15 protein-coding genes are annotated in these 15,117 nt (G+C 67.7%); 5 read left to right on the top strand and 10 right to left on the bottom strand.

Features of this window, described 5'->3' with window-relative positions; genetic code table 11:
* Positions 1–81 precede the first annotated feature (81 nt).
* Together AC1DN0_RS16490 and AC1DN0_RS16495 are read right to left on the bottom strand one after the other, a co-directional pair.
* Positions 82–513, bottom strand: coding sequence for a VOC family protein (locus AC1DN0_RS16490; RefSeq protein WP_441633225.1), 432 nt, complete (start codon positions 511–513; stop codon positions 82–84).
* On the bottom strand, positions 507–971 hold the full coding sequence (locus tag AC1DN0_RS16495; RefSeq protein WP_477111827.1) for a YybH family protein: 465 nt from the start codon (positions 969–971) through the stop codon (positions 507–509). The genes AC1DN0_RS16490 and AC1DN0_RS16495 overlap by 7 nt, the downstream gene beginning before the upstream one ends.
* 155 nt (positions 972–1,126) lie before the next feature.
* Between AC1DN0_RS16495 and AC1DN0_RS16500 the strand changes: the two genes are divergently transcribed.
* Together AC1DN0_RS16500 and AC1DN0_RS16505 are read left to right on the top strand one after the other, a co-directional pair.
* Positions 1,127–1,831 carry a TetR/AcrR family transcriptional regulator gene (locus AC1DN0_RS16500; protein ID WP_441633229.1) on the top strand — a complete coding sequence of 235 codons (705 nt, stop codon included), beginning with the start codon at positions 1,127–1,129 and terminating at the stop codon, positions 1,829–1,831.
* 113 nt (positions 1,832–1,944) lie between these two features.
* On the top strand, positions 1,945–2,928 hold the full coding sequence (locus AC1DN0_RS16505; protein ID WP_441633231.1) for a DUF3616 domain-containing protein: 984 nt from the start codon (positions 1,945–1,947) through the stop codon (positions 2,926–2,928).
* Between the two features lie 87 nt (positions 2,929–3,015).
* Here the strand turns inward: AC1DN0_RS16505 and AC1DN0_RS16510 are convergent, their stop codons facing one another.
* A complete protein-coding gene (locus AC1DN0_RS16510) occupies positions 3,016–3,936 on the bottom strand; it encodes a LysR family transcriptional regulator (protein WP_441633233.1) in 921 nt (306 codons plus the stop codon).
* Between the two features lie 151 nt (positions 3,937–4,087).
* Between AC1DN0_RS16510 and AC1DN0_RS16515 the strand changes: the two genes are divergently transcribed.
* The 3 genes from AC1DN0_RS16515 (at position 4,088) to AC1DN0_RS16525 (ending at position 6,360) form a co-directional block, all read left to right on the top strand.
* Positions 4,088–5,290, top strand: coding sequence for an MFS transporter (locus tag AC1DN0_RS16515; RefSeq protein WP_477111828.1), 1,203 nt, complete (start codon positions 4,088–4,090; stop codon positions 5,288–5,290).
* A 152-nt stretch (positions 5,291–5,442) separates the two neighbouring features.
* The gene (locus tag AC1DN0_RS16520) at positions 5,443–5,982 is read left to right on the top strand and encodes a cysteine hydrolase family protein (RefSeq protein WP_441633237.1); all 540 of its coding nucleotides are present in this window, start codon (positions 5,443–5,445) and stop codon (positions 5,980–5,982) included.
* A 72-nt stretch (positions 5,983–6,054) separates the two neighbouring features.
* Positions 6,055–6,360 (top strand): NIPSNAP family protein, encoded by a 306-nt coding sequence (locus AC1DN0_RS16525; RefSeq protein WP_045243050.1) that lies wholly within the window; start codon positions 6,055–6,057, stop codon positions 6,358–6,360.
* 87 nt (positions 6,361–6,447) lie between these two features.
* Here AC1DN0_RS16525 and pdxR read toward each other — a convergent pair whose 3' ends face one another.
* The 7 genes from pdxR to AC1DN0_RS16560 all read right to left on the bottom strand — a co-directional run bounded on the left by pdxR (position 6,448) and on the right by AC1DN0_RS16560 (position 14,699).
* The gene (gene pdxR / locus AC1DN0_RS16530; protein WP_441633239.1) at positions 6,448–7,962 is read right to left on the bottom strand and encodes a MocR-like pyridoxine biosynthesis transcription factor PdxR; all 1,515 of its coding nucleotides are present in this window, start codon (positions 7,960–7,962) and stop codon (positions 6,448–6,450) included.
* Between the two features lie 153 nt (positions 7,963–8,115).
* A complete protein-coding gene (gene sorB, locus AC1DN0_RS16535; RefSeq protein WP_441633241.1) occupies positions 8,116–8,775 on the bottom strand; it encodes a SorB family sulfite dehydrogenase c-type cytochrome subunit in 660 nt (219 codons plus the stop codon).
* A gap of 11 nt (positions 8,776–8,786) precedes the next feature.
* Positions 8,787–10,040: a SorA family sulfite dehydrogenase catalytic subunit gene (gene sorA, locus AC1DN0_RS16540; protein ID WP_477111829.1), complete on the bottom strand. Its 1,254-nt coding sequence runs from the start codon at positions 10,038–10,040 to the stop codon at positions 8,787–8,789.
* Positions 10,041–10,108: 68 nt separating this feature from the next.
* Positions 10,109–11,548, bottom strand: a complete 1,440-nt coding sequence (locus AC1DN0_RS16545; protein WP_441633245.1) for an NAD(P)/FAD-dependent oxidoreductase — start codon at positions 11,546–11,548, stop codon at positions 10,109–10,111.
* Positions 11,549–11,586: 38 nt separating this feature from the next.
* The gene (locus AC1DN0_RS16550; protein WP_441633247.1) at positions 11,587–11,991 is read right to left on the bottom strand and encodes a nuclear transport factor 2 family protein; all 405 of its coding nucleotides are present in this window, start codon (positions 11,989–11,991) and stop codon (positions 11,587–11,589) included.
* A 133-nt stretch (positions 11,992–12,124) separates the two neighbouring features.
* Positions 12,125–13,165, bottom strand: coding sequence for a YeiH family protein (locus AC1DN0_RS16555; protein WP_441633249.1), 1,041 nt, complete (start codon positions 13,163–13,165; stop codon positions 12,125–12,127).
* 169 nt (positions 13,166–13,334) lie between these two features.
* Positions 13,335–14,699, bottom strand: coding sequence for an amino acid permease (locus AC1DN0_RS16560; RefSeq protein WP_441633257.1), 1,365 nt, complete (start codon positions 14,697–14,699; stop codon positions 13,335–13,337).
* Positions 14,700–15,117 lie beyond the last annotated feature (418 nt).

A 15,117-nucleotide genomic window follows, 5' to 3' on the forward strand; every position in this document is an offset into this window, starting at 1 on the left:
AGCCCGCCCGGCGGCGTCGGATGCCGTCAGGCGGGCAGCGGCGCAGCTACCGCCGGGTGGGTTGGACTCAGGACTCAGGACTCAGGACTCCAGGACGATGACCATCCACGACATGCCGAAGCGGTCCGTCGTCATGCCGAAGCGTGGCGAGTAGAACGTCTTGCCAAGCGGCATCAGCACCTGGCCGCCCTCGGCCAGGGCGTTGAATACGCGGTCCGCGGTGGCGATATCCGGTACGGTCACTGACAGCGAGAACCCCTGGAAGTCGGGCTTGCCCGTGCAGCGGCCGTCGGACAGCATCACCGTGGTCTCGCCGATGCGCATGGACATGTGCATGATCTTTTCTTCGCTGCCGGCAGCGGGGCCGCAGGCGCCTTCTGGCGGGGGCGACTCCGGCGGGGGCGCTTCCTTGAAGCGCATCATCATGATCACTTCGGCGCCCAGCGTGCGCTTGTAGAACTCAGCCGCTTCCTCGCAGCGGCCTTCAAAGAACAGGTAGGGTTGGACTAGCATCTTGTCTCCTTTTTTGCGCTTTCACGCTGAGGGGTTGAAACTGATCGGCACCGATGCGTGCTCATGCACGACCAGCCATTGACCGCCGATCTTGCGAAAACAGACAGTGGCGCGCACCCACGCTTCCTGGGGAGCGCCGCCCCTGGGGGGCTGCTTACCCGGCTGACGCTGTAGCAACAGGCCAGGTCTTCGCTGGCCGTCAGGTGCATCCCGGTCATCTCGAAGCCCACGGGGCCATCCAGGCTGTCGAACCATTGCTGCCAGCGCTGGCGGTATGGCGCCACGCCGCGGGACTGCGCCGGCGGCACGACGTCGAAGATGATCACGTCTTCAGCATAGTTGCGCATCATGGCAACCGCGTCCTTTGCACGCACGGCGTTCACCCAGGCATCGACCAGGGCGCGGACTTCCACTTCACTGCCCGGGTGAGATGCGGGCGGGGATGCGTGCACCATCATGTGCTCCTTTGGGCCTTTGGGCCTTTGGGCCATTGGGCCATTGGGCGATAACAGCGCCCGCGCATGCGTGGCTGTGATCGCCTGAATCCGTTGTGTACACTGTCCACTAACACCAAGGTAGTCAAGAAAATGGACGATGTCCACATGGAGAAGAAATGACGGGCGCAAAGCGCACTGCGCGCATCCTGGATCCGGCGGATTCCGAAGCCCCGGCCAGCCCTGCCGATGGCCCTCCGGCCCGCAGCACCTATCGCCACGGCGACCTGCGGCGCGCATTGCTGGAAGCCGGCATGGAACTGGCGCGCGACGGCGGGCCGGACGCGGTGGTGCTGCGCGAGGCCACCCGGCGCGCCGGGGTGGTGCCCAATGCCGCGTACCGGCACTTCGCCAGCCGCCAGGACCTGCTGCAAGCCGTGCGTTCCGCCTCGCTGGCGTTGCTGGCAGTGGCGATGGAAACCGAACTTGCCGCGCTGGACGCGGCGGCGGCGCCAGCGGATTACGCGCGCGCCAGCCTGCGCGCGGTCGGCACCGGCTATCTGCGGTTCGCCTTGTCCGAACCGGGCCTGTTCCGCACGGCATTCTCGGTGCCGGATGAGCAGGAAGGCGTGCCGGTGCCCGCCAAGGCGGGCGAGAGCGGCCTGAATCCGTTCCAGTTGCTGGGCGCGGCGCTGGACCGCATGACGGCTGCCGGCGTGCTGCCCGCCGCACGCCGCGCCGGTGCCGAATACCTGGCCTGGTCCGCCGTGCATGGCTTGTCCATGCTGGTCATCGACGGGCCGCTGCGCATGGTGGCGATGGTGCCGGGACAGGCGGACGCGATCGGGCAGCGTTTGCTGGAAATGGTGGAAAAGGGGTTGTAGCGATGCCGCTATAAACTGGCACGGCTTATTCATGTCCGCGCGCCGGCGCGGACCGACGGAGAAATGGAATGCGGCTAGTCCTGCCAGTCAAAGTGTCCTGCCTGATCGTGCTGTTGCTGGCGCAATCCATCCCAGCCGCGCTCGCGCAGCAGCCGATGGTCTATCGCGGCATTTGCGATGCGTCGGCGGCGGTCGCGCTGGGCCAGAACCACTTCGTCGTGGCCGACGACGAGGCCGACGTCCTCACCATCTACCGCCGCGGCATTGCCGAAAGCGTGGGCCGGGTCGACCTGACGCAGTATCTCGGCGGGCGCAAGCCAAACGGCAAGGCGAAGGAAACGGACATCGAAGGCGCGGCGCGCATCGGCAACCGGATCTACTGGATTGCCTCGCACAGCAGGGATGGCAAAGGCAGGATTGCGCCCGAGCGCTTCAGGTTGTTCGCGACCGATGTCATCGAGACCGGCGCGGTGCCCGGCGTCAGGGCATCCGCGTCGGCGCCCTACGCCGGACTGTTGAGCGCGATCGTTGCGGACAAGCGATTCGACATCCTGGCGCAGGCGTCGCAGTTCGCCGCGGAGGACCCACGCGGCTTGAACATCGAGGGGCTGGCGGCCTCGCCGGATGGCGGGCTGGTGATCGGCTTTCGAAACCCGCGGCGGGCGGGCATGGCGCTGACGCTGAAGCTGCGCAATCCGGCCGACGTGCTGGAGCGCGGTTCGGCACCGGAATTTGACGACCTGGTTGCGCTGGATCTTGGCGGGCGGGGAATACGCAGCATGGAGCATATGGGCAACGGCTACGCCATCCTAGCCGGGCCATTCGATGACGGAAAGGGCGGCCCGGACGATTTCGCCTTGTACACCTGGTCCGGCAAGACGGCGAGCGCGCCCGCTCCCGTAGCAGACGTCAGTCTGGGAACGCTGCATCCGGAAGCCCTGTTCAAGGTTCCCGGACTGGACCAGCTGATCATCCTGAGCGATGACGGAGGCGAACTCGTCGATGGCGCGAAGTGCAAGAAGAAGTCGGTGCCGGGCCGGAAGAAGGGGTTTCGAGAGATCGGAATCCGGGTGCCCGCAGCGCTGGCGCGCCCGTGAGTCTTCATCGCGGCTGGGGCAAGGGCGGCGTCGATTCCACGGAGCACGTTCCACAGAGCACGGCCGCCGCTTTGCGGACATGTGCCACTACGCGCCGCTGGAATTCTTCATCTGCACGCGTTCCGCCAGAAAATCCAGCAGCGCGCGCACCCGTGCGGGCAGATGGCGGCCCTGGCCAAGGTACACCGCGTGCACCGCTTCCGTATCGCCCGGATTGAACGCTTCGAGCAGCGGCACCAGCCGCCCGGCGGCGATGTCTTCGCGTGCCTGGAATTCAGCCATCCTGGCCAGCCCCAGGCCGCCCACGACGATCCGCCGCAGTGCGTCGCCATTGCTCGTCATGGCATTGCCGATAGGCGCCACCATCCTGAGTTGTCCGTTCTCCAGCACAGGCCAGCCTTCGATCGCCCGCGCGTAGCCCAGTTTCAGGCAGTTGTGCACGGCCAGGTCGGCGGGGGTGGCGGGGGTGCCCCGCCGCGCCAGGTAGGCCGGCGCGCCCACGATCACCATGCGGGTCTCGCCCAGCTTGCGGGCCACCAGCTGCGAACTCTTCAGTTCGCCCGCGCGGATCGCCACATCGGTGCGCTCTTCCAGCAGGTCGATGACCTGGTCGGTCAGCACGATATCGAGCTGGATCTCCGGATACAGCGCCAGGAATTCCGGTACCAGCGGCAGCAGGAAATGGTCGCCGAAGGGCACGTTGGCGTTGATGCGCACGCGGCCATGGGGCACGGCGCTGGCGGCGGCGCCGCGCTCGGCGTCGTCCAGGTCGGCCAGCACGCGCACGGCGCGTTCGTAGAAGGCGCTGCCTTCCGCCGTCAGCTCGATGCGGCGCGTGGAGCGGTTGACCAGCCGCGCGCCGAGCCGCGCTTCCAGCCGCGCCACCAGCTTGCTGACGGCCGACGGCGTCATGCGCAAGGCTCGCGCCGCAGCCGAGAAGCCACCCAGCTCCACCACCCGCACGAACACTTCCATCTCGCCGGAGCGATTGACATCAAGCCGCGACATTGTGAATTGAATTCATAAATGTTGTTCGTTCGGGCAGTCTACCGCACCAATGGCCCGATCCCCATACTCCGCTCCATGCATCGTCCGGACTTCGCCGGTCCGGCGGCAGCCGGATCGCGGGATCGCACCTAACCTGTTTCGCACACTTCCAATGCCATTAGCTCTCTATGCCCTGACCGCCGGCGCCTTCGGCATCGGCGTCACCGAATTCATCATCATGGGTTTGCTGCTCGAGGTCGGGACCGACCTCGGCGTCTCCATCGCGGCGGCGGGCCTGCTGATCTCCGGCTACGCGCTCGGCGTTGTGGCCGGCGCGCCGGTCATGACGGCCCTTACTGCCCGCTGGCCGCGCAAGACCGCGCTGCTGGGCCTGATGGTGATCTTCACCTTCGGCAACGCCGCCTGCGCGATGGCGCCGAACTACGAGACGCTGATGGCCGCGCGGGTACTGACCGCGCTGGCGCACGGCACCTTCTTCGGCGTAGGCTCGGTGGTCGCCACCGGGCTGGTAGCGCCGCAGCGGCGCGCTTCGGCCATTGCGGTGATGTTCACCGGGCTGACCGTGGCCAGCGTGCTGGGTGTGCCGTTTGGTACCTGGCTCGGGCAGGCGTACGGCTGGCGCGCCAGCTTCTGGGCGGTGGCCGCCGTCGGCTTGCTGGCGGTGCTGGTGATCGCACTGCTGGTGCCGGCCGAACGCGACAAGCCGGAAGCCCCCGACCTGCGCCGCGACCTGCGCGCGCTGATGCGCCGGCCGGTACTGCTAGGGCTGCTGACGACGGTGCTGGGCTATGCCGGCGTATTTGCGGTGTTCACCTATATCGCGCCGATCCTGACGCAGATCACCGGCTTTGCCGACAGCGCCGTCTCGCCCATCCTGCTGGTCTTCGGCGTCGGGCTGGTGGCGGGCAACCTGCTCGGCGGCAAGCTGGCCGACCGGTACCTGCAGGCCACGGTGCTCGGCAGCATGCTGGCGCTGGCGGTGGTGCTTGGCCTGATGAGTTTCGCCTTGCACAGCAAGGTGCTGAGCGTGGTCTTCGTCGGCCTGCTGGGCGTGGCCGCCTTTTCCACCGTGGCACCGCTGCAGATGTGGGTGCTGGAACGCGCCAGCGGGGCCGGGCAGAGCCTGGCGTCGAGCTTCAATATCGCCGCTTTCAACCTGGGCAATGCCATTGGCGCGTGGCTGGGCGGGGTGGTCATCACCCGTGGGCCGGGGCTTGGCGCCGTGACCTGGGTCGCCGCGCTGGTGCCGGTGGCCGCGGTGGCGGTGGCGCTGCTGGCCATCCGCCTGGAGCGCAATGCAGGCGGCAGGCAGCCGGGCGGAAGCGGCAAGCTGTCGTCGCCGCCGCTGCACTGATCGGGAGGTTGCTGCGGCAGGCCGGTGTGCAGCATTGCCGTGGCGCGGACAGTGGCTTATGCTGGCGGCTGCCTGCCGGCGCCACGGGATATGTTTTCATCCGGACCGATGCACGCCGGATACATCCAACCGACCGGACGCCATCCGCACCGATGCAAACCGCACTGATCGTCATCGACGTACAACGTGGCCTGTTCGACGACACGCCCCGGCCAGCCGAAGCCGATGCCGTGCTCGGCCGCATCAATCGCCTGATCTCATGCGCGCGCGCCGCCGGCGCGCCCGTGGTGTTCGTCCAGCACGAGCAGGCCGCCGGCGCGATGCCGTTCGGCTCGGCCGCGTGGGCGCTGGAACGGAGCCTGGCCGCGCAGGCGGACGACCATCGCATACGCAAGACCACGCCGGATTCCTTCCTGGATACCGGGCTGGCCGCGCTGCTGGATCGGCTGCAGGCGAATCAACTGGTGATCTGCGGCTATGCCACCGAATTCTGCGTGGACACCACCACGCGGCGCGCCGCCGGGCTGGGCTACGCGATCACGCTCGCCGCGGACGCGCACACCACGCATGACAAGCCGCACGCCAGCGCCGGGCTGATCCGGCGCCACCATAATGCGACGCTGTCGGCGATTACGAGCTTCGGGCGGCCTATCCGGGCGTTGGCAACGGACGACATCGTATTTGACGTTTGACACCGGGCGGCGGACAAGGCCGGATCGTCAAGACAAGACCACAGCAAGACCACCACGAGACCATTATCAAGAATGATCACCTGCTACCTGCGCTACATCATCGACCCGGCCAAGCTGAAGGAATTCGAACACTACGGCAAGCTGTGGATTCCGCTTGTGGAGAAGTTCGGCGGCCAGCATCACGGCTATTTCCTGCCGTCGGAAGGCGCCAGCAACGTGGCCCTCGCCCTGTTCTCCTTCCCCAGCCTGGCCTTGTATGAGGCGTATCGCAACAAGTCCTTCGACGATCCCGAGTGCCAGGCGGCCTTCCGCTACGCGCAGGAGACGCAATGCATCGTCAGCTACGAGCGCAGCTTCTTCCGGCCGGTGTTCGAGTAGGCGCTACGGTTTCTTTCGGTACCTTCAGGCGGATGGGCAGGGTACCCGAGGCGCTCGACGAAGCCGCCCGGGTGCGAACACGCGCTTTCACTGCCTCATCGCCTGCCCGATCAGCTGCCCCAGCAGCTTGACGCCTTCCTCGATCCGCTCATCCGCGATCGCCGTATAGCCCATGCGGAAATGCGGCGATGGCGCATCGGTGGAAAAGAACACATCCCCCGGCTCGATGATGACCCCGTGCGCCAGCGCGATCCCGGCCAGCTTGCGCGCATCGAGCCCCGGCGGCCCTTCCACCCAGAACGAAGAGGCCCCCGGCGAGTTATGCGCCCGGGCCTGCGGCAAGTGCCGCGCCAGCATATCGCGCAGGATCTCCGCGCGGCGCTGGAAGATCGGCGCCACGCGCCGCAGCAGCGCGTCGTGGTGGCCCAGCGAGATAAACAGCGCGGTAGCCCGCTGGTTGTTGGCCGGCGGATGGCGCAGCATGAAGCGGCGCAGCGCGCGCGCCTGCCGGATGACGGCCTTGGGCGCCACGATATAGCCAAGCCGGATGCCGGGCACGAAGGATTTGGACAGGCTACCCACATAGATCACGCGGCCGTCGCGGTCCAGGCTCTTGAGCGCGGGGATTGGCTGGGTCAGCGCCGGGTTCTCCGTGTCGTAATCGTCTTCGATCAGCACGACGTCATGGCGCCGCGCTTCGCGCAGCAGCGTCTCGCGCCGCTCCAGCGGCATGGTGACGGTGGTGGGGCACTGGTAGCTCGGCGTGATGAAGGCGTAGTCGCATTGCGCCAGCCCGTCGTCCGGGCACAAGCCGGACTCGTCCACCGCCAGCGGCACCACCTCGCGGGCGCGCATGCCGAAGATATGGCGGGCGTCGTTATAGCCCGGTTCTTCCAGGCCCACGCGCGTACCCTGCATCAGCAGGTCGGCCAGCAGGTAGAGCGCATTCTGCGCGCCCATCGTGACCATGATCTCGTCCGGGTTGGCCCAGACGCCCCGGCGCGGCAGGATGTGCTTCTGCAACTGCTCGATCAGCAGCGGATCGTCCCGGTCGATCAGGTCGGAGGCCCAGCCGCGGATCTCCAGCACGGCCAGCGCCATGCGCGAGCATTCGCGCCAGTCGGCGGTGGGAAACAGGGCGGGATCGAACTGGCCGTAGATAAACGGGTAGGGATAGTTCTGCCACTCGGTGGGTTTGACGATGGCACGCTTGCCGGTCATGTCGGGCAGGCGCGCCTCCCAGTCCGGGCCGCCTTGCGCGGCCTCTTCGGGGGCGGGGGTGCCCACCGCGCGTGGCGGCGCCGAGCCCGGCCTGACCGCGCTGGGCAACTGCTCAACCACGAAGTAGCCGCGCCGCGGCCTGGTCTCCAGGAAGTGTTCCTCCACCAGTTGCTGGAAGGCCAGGATCACCGTATTGCGGGCGATGCCCAGCGTGGCCGCCAGCTCGCGGCTGGAGGGCAGGGCGCTGCCTTCGGGCAACTGCCGCGCTAGGATGGCTGACACCAGTTGCTGGCGCAGCTGCGCCTGCAGGCTGACGCCGGAATCGGAGGATAGCTGTAGCAGCCGGTTCCAGAAAGTGTTCGCCTTGCCCATGCTTGCCATGCCGCTCCCCGTGCTATGGCCGCTGTGGCGGCCGTGGTCTTGTGCGGCGGATTATGGGCGAAGTCCCGCACCGATGGAATGGGGATGCCAGCAGACCCGCGCCACGCCTGCGGCAAGGCGAAGGCGATGAGGCCGCGGGTGCTCCCCTTGTGCTTAGCGGCCGAGAATCCAGCCCGCCAGGCTTTGCAGGTCTTCCGTCGTCATTGTCGCGTAGGCCGGCATCGGCACCTGGCCCCACTTGCCCGCGCCGCCGGCACGGATGTTCTGCGCTACCAGCGCCGCGGCGCCAGGCTGGTTCGCGTACTTTGCCGCCACGTCCTTGAACGCCGGCCCCACCACCTTCTTGTCGACGGCATGGCAGGCGGTGCAGCCATTGGCCGTGAGCAGGGCCTGCGGATCGTGGCCGCCCGCGGCCGGGGCGGCAGCCGGTGCCGGCGCGTTGGCTTGCGCCGCGGCCTTTCCTGCATAGGCCGTGCGCTCCGCGCCGTAGGTCTTCGTCAGGTAGTCGACCATGGCCGGGATGTCTTCGTCCGGAAAGGGCGCGCCGAAGGGCTTCTTCATCTTCTTGACCGTGGCGTCCCAGTAGCCGCGCGGCGACGACGGCGGCTGCGTCAGCACGTACTGCGCCGAGTGGCAGGTCATGCAGTTCTGCTGCACCAGGCGATAGCCGGGCAGCTCGCTCGGCGTGTAGCGCGCGGTTTCCGGCGGGAGCGTGATTTCCAGCGCGCGCGCGGCGGGTGCGCCGCCGATGGCGGCAAGGGCCGCGAGAGCAAGGACGGCAGCGTGGGGGCGGGTCGGTTTGACGGGTTGCATGGCTGCCTCCTTCATGCCGCGACCACGCGCGTGGTTTCCACCACGTTGCGCATATAGCCGGCCGGGTTCCACAGGGCGGTGAGGGGCTGGCTCTGGCCGATGCGGTTGCCGGCACGCACCTTCAGTTCGTACTCGCCCTTCTTCGGCGGCGTGAACGCCGCCGTCCACTCGCGGAAGGAGTAGCGGCCCAGGTCCTTGCCCAGTTGCGCAGCGCGCCAGGTGCGGCCGCCATCGGTCGACACGGCCACCTCGTCGACGCCATAGCCCCCGTCGAAGGCGATGCCGCGCAGCACGGTCTGGTGCCCGGCACGCACCGTTGCGCCATCCGCCAGGCTGGTGATGAAGGAGCGCACGTTGAAGCGGTTGATCGGCACCGTGCGCGCGGGCGCCGTGCCGGGCGCCACGCAGGCGCAGGGATTGTCCGGGATGCGGTAGGCCGCGTTCATCCAGAATCCGTCGAACGGCTTGTCCAGTACCTCGATGTCGGACAGGTGCTTGACCCAGTAGGTGCCGTAGTAGCCGGGCACGATCAGGCGCAGCGGAAAGCCGTTGAGCATGGGCAGGTCCGCGCCGTTCATGGCCCAGGCGAGCATGACCTCGCCATCGAGCGCGTGGTCGATGGCCAGCGCCTTGACGAAGTCCGGGCCGCTTTCCAGCGGCGGGCGGTCCATGCCGTCGAAGCTCACCTGCAGCGCGCCGGCCTGCACGCCGGCCTTCTCCAGCAGCGCCTTCAGGGGCACGCCGGTCCAGCGCGCGTTGCCCATGGCGCCGTTGCCGAGCTGGCCGCCGTTGGCGCGCGGCGACAAAAAGCCCCGGCTGTTGCCCGAGCACTGGTTGACCGCCACGAGGTCCACCGGGGAGGCCAGCCGCTTGATCTCGTCGAGCGAGAGCTCCAGCGGCGCATTGACCTTGCCGCCCACGCGCAGCCGGTAGGTTTGCGGGTCGATGCGGGTGGGAATCCCGCTCCAGTGGTAGCGCACGAAGAACGCATCGTTGGGCGTGATCGGGCCATCGTTGAACACGCCGAACGGGGTCTCCAGCTGCGGCGGCCGGCTGGTCAGCAGGATCAGCGGACGCTTCTGGGGAAAGGCCACCAGCTCGCGCTCGCCGTTCTCGAAGGGAAGTTCAATGCGCGCGTCGGCGGTGGCTGCCAGCGCCTGCAGCGCGGGGTGGGCCAGCGCCGCGCCGGCGCCCAGCGCGCCGAGAGAGCGCAGCACGCCACGGCGGCCCGGCTGCGGTGGTACGGAATGATGGCCTCGGCCCATGCCTGGCTCCTCGTCTTTTGGTGGGGATGGCGGTCTTGGACGGTGCCGCTTTGGTCGCACTTCCGGTTTCAGATGACTTCGTCCTTCATGTGATACCAGCGATACAGGAACCACTGCCCGAACCGGCGGAACGGCGCGAAAGCCTGCGCCTCGACCATCTCCCGCACGTTCGGGAACGGTAGCGCCGAGCGGAAGATCGGCAGTTCCGGCCCCGCGCTCTTGCCCGCGATCAGCGCGGCCATGCGCTTGCCGGCCTGCGCGGAGTACATCACGCCGTTGCCGCCGTAGCCCATCGCGTAGTAAATGGTCTGGGCCGGGTCCGGCTGGAAGATGCGCGGCATCATGTCATGGCTCACATCGACCCAACCCCACCAAGAATAGTCGATCTGGATGCCTTGGAGCGCAGGGAACTTGCGGTGCAGGTCGCTGACCAGCTTGTCCTTGTATTTATGCTGCGGCGCATCGTTGCCGGTGATGGCGCTGCGGCTGCCGATCTGCAGGCGGCCATCCGGCATCAGGCGGTAGTAGTGCCGCAGGATGCGGGTATCGGTGATGACCTGCGTCGTGCGGAAATTGCACGCTTCCCGCTCGGCCGGCGTCAGCGGCCGGGTGACGATGGAGTTCGACAGGATCGGGAACAGGCGGTTCTTCAGTTGCGCATGGAGGTGCGGCGAGGTGTAGCCGCCGGTGGCCACGGCGACCGCGCGGGCGCGCACGATGCCGCCGGGCGTCTTCAGGTAATGCACGCCGCCACGCGTCTCCCAGCCCGTCACGGGGCTGGATGGGTGGACCTTGGCGCCCAGCGCGCGGGCCTTGCGCAAGTAGCCGAAGGCCAGCTTGCCGGCATGGATGCCGATGCCTTCGGGTTCGTGCATGGCGCCGGCGGCTTCCTTGTCGTCGACGTACTCGCGCTTGACGGTATCGGCGTCGAGGATGCGCGCGTCGTACTTGAAGACGTCGCGCAGGATCCTGGCTTCCTTTTCCAGCGCGGGCATGACCTTGTCCCGGTGCGCGATGTACAGGTGGCCGCCCGGCTGCGGTTCGCAGTCGATGTCCTTGATCAGCCCCTTGAAGGTCTCCATGCCGTCGCACACTTCCTCATGCAGGCGCAGCGCGGTATCCAGGCCGTAGCGCTGGATCCACTGCGAACGCTTGAGCCGGCCCGAGGCGCACTGTGCCTGGCCGCCGTTGCGCGTGCTGCAACCCCAGCTCACGCGGTTGGCTTCCAGCACGGTGGCCTTGATGCCATACTCCTGCGCGAGGAAGATCGCGCAGGTCAGGCCGGTGAAGCCCGAGCCGATGATGGCCACGTCCACGTCGATATCGTGGGTGACCGGGCCGTCGTCCGGCGGCGGCTCGCCGGCGGTGCCGATCCAGTAGGTGGGGGCGTACTCGCGGCCCTGCCCGGGCGTGGGCGCGACCAGCGGGTCGTAGGCCGGGTCGTACGGCTTCGAAGGCGCGGTGGCGTGGCCTTCGGGCAGGATCAGTCTTGCGGCGGTGGCATCCATGTCTGTCTTCCTCGTGTGCCCTCTGTGGGGTGCCGGATTCAGTTGCCTGCGCCGTTCGCCGCGACGGGCGGACGGTCCTTGCGGTACGCGTTCTTCACCGCGATCTTGCCGTCGCGGAAGGTGAACACGTCCACCATGCGCGCCTCGATGCGGGTGCCGTCCGCCTTCGTGCCGCGGAAGGTGGATTCGCTCACGCCGCGCTCGCCGGCCACGAAATGCTCGCCGTCGAGCCATGCCGCGTCGGGGAAAGCCTGCCATGCCAGCTGGAAGCCCTCGCGCACCGCCTCGCGGCCTGCGAAGCTGCGGCCGAACAGCTCGCTGCCGGCCACGGCGTGGAACACGCAGTCCTCGGCCATGAAGCGCATCAGCGCTTCGATATCGTGCCGGTTCCAGGCGTCGCTGAATGCTTGCAGGGTGGCCTCGGTGACGGGGGTATTTGCCATTTGGATCTCCTTGATGTTGTGTGTGATTCGCGCGTTGCGCGGACCTGTGCGCCTTATGACGTCAGCATAGTGAGGTGGCGCGCAATGCTGTAGGGCCAGATCCCGTAAATCGTTTGGGCCAGCGGCCACCGGCTCACCCGAAGCTGCGCATCAGGTACACCACGCCCAGCATGTACAGCGCCACGAACGCCGTCTCGGCGGACATCAGCACGATCGGCTTCCAGCCGAGTTCGGCCAGCTTCTGGAACGAGGTCTTCACCCCCAGCGCGGCGATCGAGATCACCAGGCACCAGCGCGAGACTTCGGAGCACCCCGCCGCGACGGCCGGCGGAATGCCGCCCAGGCTGTTGACCAGCACCAGCGCGGCAAACACCAGCAGGAAAACCGGTATCAGCGGCGCCCGCGCGCCGCCGGCCACGGCGCTCTTCTTGCGGCGCGCGTGGAAGACCAGCGCCAGCATCACCACCACCGGCATCAGCATGGCCACGCGGAACATCTTGGCCAGCGTGGCGGCATCCGCCACCTGCGGCGAGATGATGTAGCCCGCGCCGACCACCTGCGACACATCGTGGATCGAGCCACCGAGAAACAGGCCCGCCTCGTGCCGGCCGAGGCCAAGGTGCGTGACGATGAGCGGATACAGCACCATGGCCAGCGTGGAGAAAGCGGCGATGCCGATGGCGGTGAGCAGCGTGTAGCGCTCGTTCTCGGCGGTTTGCGGCAGCGTGGACGAGATCGCCAGCGTGGCGGAGATGCCGCAGATGCCGGTGCCGCCGCCGGAGAGCAGCCCGAGCATGGGCGGCAGCTTGAGCGCGCGGGCAAGCAGCACGCCGAAGGAAATGGTCAGCACCACCGCCCCGATCAGCGCGGCGACGCCGGACAGGCCAAGGTCGCCCACATCGCTGGCGGCAATGCGCACGCCCAGCAGCGCCACGCCGACCCGCACCAGCTTCTTGGCCGAGACCTCGATGCCGGGCAGGCATCTGGCGTTCTCGGTCAGGAAGTGGAAAGCGATGCCGATCAGCAGCGCATACAGGAACTGCGGGCCGCCGTAGTGCTCGGAGACAAAGGTGGCGGCCAGCCCGATCACGCCGCACAGCATGAAGCCGGGCAGCAGGGCGCGGGTCCGCGCGAAGGCGGACTGGGGAATGGCGGGTAGGGTGTTTGCGGTCATGGCGGCAGCCAGGTAGTTTGAAAGCGGCCGGGCAGGCGCGGGCCTGCCGCTGCGGCAAAACGCGGCGGCAGGCAATGCGGACTTGCCGGGAGTGAATCCGCGATGGCGCGCATCGCGGAAGCCGGATCAGGTGGAGCCGGCGGATCGGGCGGATCGGGCGATGGGCGTGTCAGTCAGCCCGCCGCACCTCGCCCATCGGTGCGGCGGTGATCGCGTGCTTGCGGCACAACTGGCGCACGGCATAAGCGATCAGCAGGATGCCCAGGCTGGCCACGCCGAGCAGCAGCGGAGTGCGCTGATCGGGGATAAAGGCCATGGCGACCACGATCCCGACCATGCCTGCGATGGCGACCCAGGTCAGGTAGGGAAAGGCCCACATCCGCACCTTGAGCCGCTCCGGCGCTTCGCGCTCAAGGCGGGCGCGCAGGCGCAGTTGCGAGAAGGCGATCAGGATGTAGACGAAGATGGCGACCGTGCCGTAGGAGTTGACCAGGAAAGCGAACACCTTGTCCGGCGACACATAGGACATCACCACCGCACCGTAGCCGAACAGCGTGGCGAACAGGATGGCCCGGACCGGCACGCCGTTGCGGCTCAGCTTGGCCAGCCCCTTGGGCGCATCGCCACGCTTGGTCAGCGCGAACAGCATGCGCGACGAGGCGTACAGTCCGGAGTTCAGCGCCGAGAGCACCGCGGTCAGTACCACGGCGTTCATGATCTGCGCCGCCGCCGGGATGCCCATGGCCTTGAGCGCGCTGACGTACGGCGTGGCGATGCCGACGGAGTTCCACGGCACCAGGCACACCACCAGCAGTACCGAGCCCACGTAGAACACCAGCACGCGGGTGATGACGGAGCTAGTGGCCTTGGCCACCGCCTTTTGCGGCTCGGCGGTTTCCGCCGCGGCGATGGTGACGATCTCGGCGCCGAAGTAGAACCCCGTGGCCGCTACCGCGCCGGTCAGCACCGGCATGATCCCGTTCGGTGCAAAGCCCCCGTGCACGGTGAGGTTGGCGACGCTGGCGGTGGTGGCGGGCCACATGCCGAGCACGAACAGGCCGGCCAGGAACAGGAACACCACGATGGCAGCCACCTTGATCGAGGCAAACCAGAACTCGAACTCGCCGAAGGACTTCACCGAGATCAGGTTGGTCAGCGTGAGCATCACCAGCAGTACCAGGCTGATGGTCCAGGCGGGCACGTCCGGTAGCCAGAACTGCACCAGCGTGGCCCCGGCCACGGCCTCCAGCGCGACCACGATCACCCAGAAATACCAGTACATCCAGCCGGTGAGGAAGCCGGCGAGTTCACCCATGGCCGGRCGGTCGCGCCAGGCCTCGCGGGCGTATTCGTAGAAGGAACCCACGGTGGGCAGCGCGCACGCCATCTCGCCCAGCATGCGCATGACCAGCACCACCAGCAGGCCGGTGATGAGGAAGGAAATGACGGCGGCGGGGCCGGCGGACTTGATGACCACGCCGCTGCCGACGAAAAGGCCGGCGCCGATGACGCCGCCCAGCGCGATCATGGTCATGTGGCGCTGCTTCAGCCCGTGCTTCAGGCCGCTTGATTGCTGCTGTTCGGTAATCACTGTGTTGTCTCCTGCACTGCACAGGGTCGCGCGCCACGGTTTCTATAGTAGGTCGGCGATTGGCTCGCCGCCGGGTCCATGGTCGCGCCGGATGACGCCGGTGCGGGTTGCGGCAGGCGTTGCGTATCGCATGCGGCGCCTGCCGCGGGGGGCGGAAACATCCGTTGCCCGGAAGGCCGGGCGACGGATGTTCACGCGCTTACAGACTTGGCGCTCAAACGTAGTCCTTGTACTTGTCGAGCATGCGCACGGGCTTGGCGAGCGCATCGCGGCGGAACGGGTCGCCCAGCTCGCGGGTGCACATGATTTCGATGATGGTGGTCTTGCCGTGGTTCATCTGCAGGTCGATGGCGCGCTTGAG

The sequence above is a fragment of the Cupriavidus sp. 05N39 genome, from assembly GCF_056397325.1.

Bases quoted from the DNA above. Each gene is read 5' to 3' on its own strand.
- AC1DN0_RS16510 (WP_441633233.1), bottom strand. From the start codon at position 3,936: ATGTCGCGGCTTGATGTCAATCGCTCCGGCGAGATGGAAGTGTTCGTG.
- AC1DN0_RS16515 (WP_477111828.1), top strand. From the start codon at position 4,088: ATGCCATTAGCTCTCTATGCCCTGACCGCCGGCGCCTTCGGCATCGGC.
- AC1DN0_RS16545 (WP_441633245.1), bottom strand. From the start codon at position 11,548: ATGGATGCCACCGCCGCAAGACTGATCCTGCCCGAAGGCCACGCCACC.
- AC1DN0_RS16500 (WP_441633229.1), top strand. From the start codon at position 1,127: ATGACGGGCGCAAAGCGCACTGCGCGCATCCTGGATCCGGCGGATTCC.
- AC1DN0_RS16525 (WP_045243050.1), top strand. From the start codon at position 6,055: ATGATCACCTGCTACCTGCGCTACATCATCGACCCGGCCAAGCTGAAG.
- pdxR (WP_441633239.1), bottom strand. From the start codon at position 7,962: ATGGCAAGCATGGGCAAGGCGAACACTTTCTGGAACCGGCTGCTACAG.
- AC1DN0_RS16550 (WP_441633247.1), bottom strand. From the start codon at position 11,991: ATGGCAAATACCCCCGTCACCGAGGCCACCCTGCAAGCATTCAGCGAC.
- sorA (WP_477111829.1), bottom strand. From the start codon at position 10,040: ATGGGCCGAGGCCATCATTCCGTACCACCGCAGCCGGGCCGCCGTGGC.
- sorB (WP_441633241.1), bottom strand. From the start codon at position 8,775: ATGCAACCCGTCAAACCGACCCGCCCCCACGCTGCCGTCCTTGCTCTC.
- AC1DN0_RS16490 (WP_441633225.1), bottom strand. From the start codon at position 513: ATGCTAGTCCAACCCTACCTGTTCTTTGAAGGCCGCTGCGAGGAAGCG.
- AC1DN0_RS16520 (WP_441633237.1), top strand. From the start codon at position 5,443: ATGCAAACCGCACTGATCGTCATCGACGTACAACGTGGCCTGTTCGAC.
- AC1DN0_RS16555 (WP_441633249.1), bottom strand. From the start codon at position 13,165: ATGACCGCAAACACCCTACCCGCCATTCCCCAGTCCGCCTTCGCGCGG.
- AC1DN0_RS16495 (WP_477111827.1), bottom strand. From the start codon at position 971: ATGATGGTGCACGCATCCCCGCCCGCATCTCACCCGGGCAGTGAAGTG.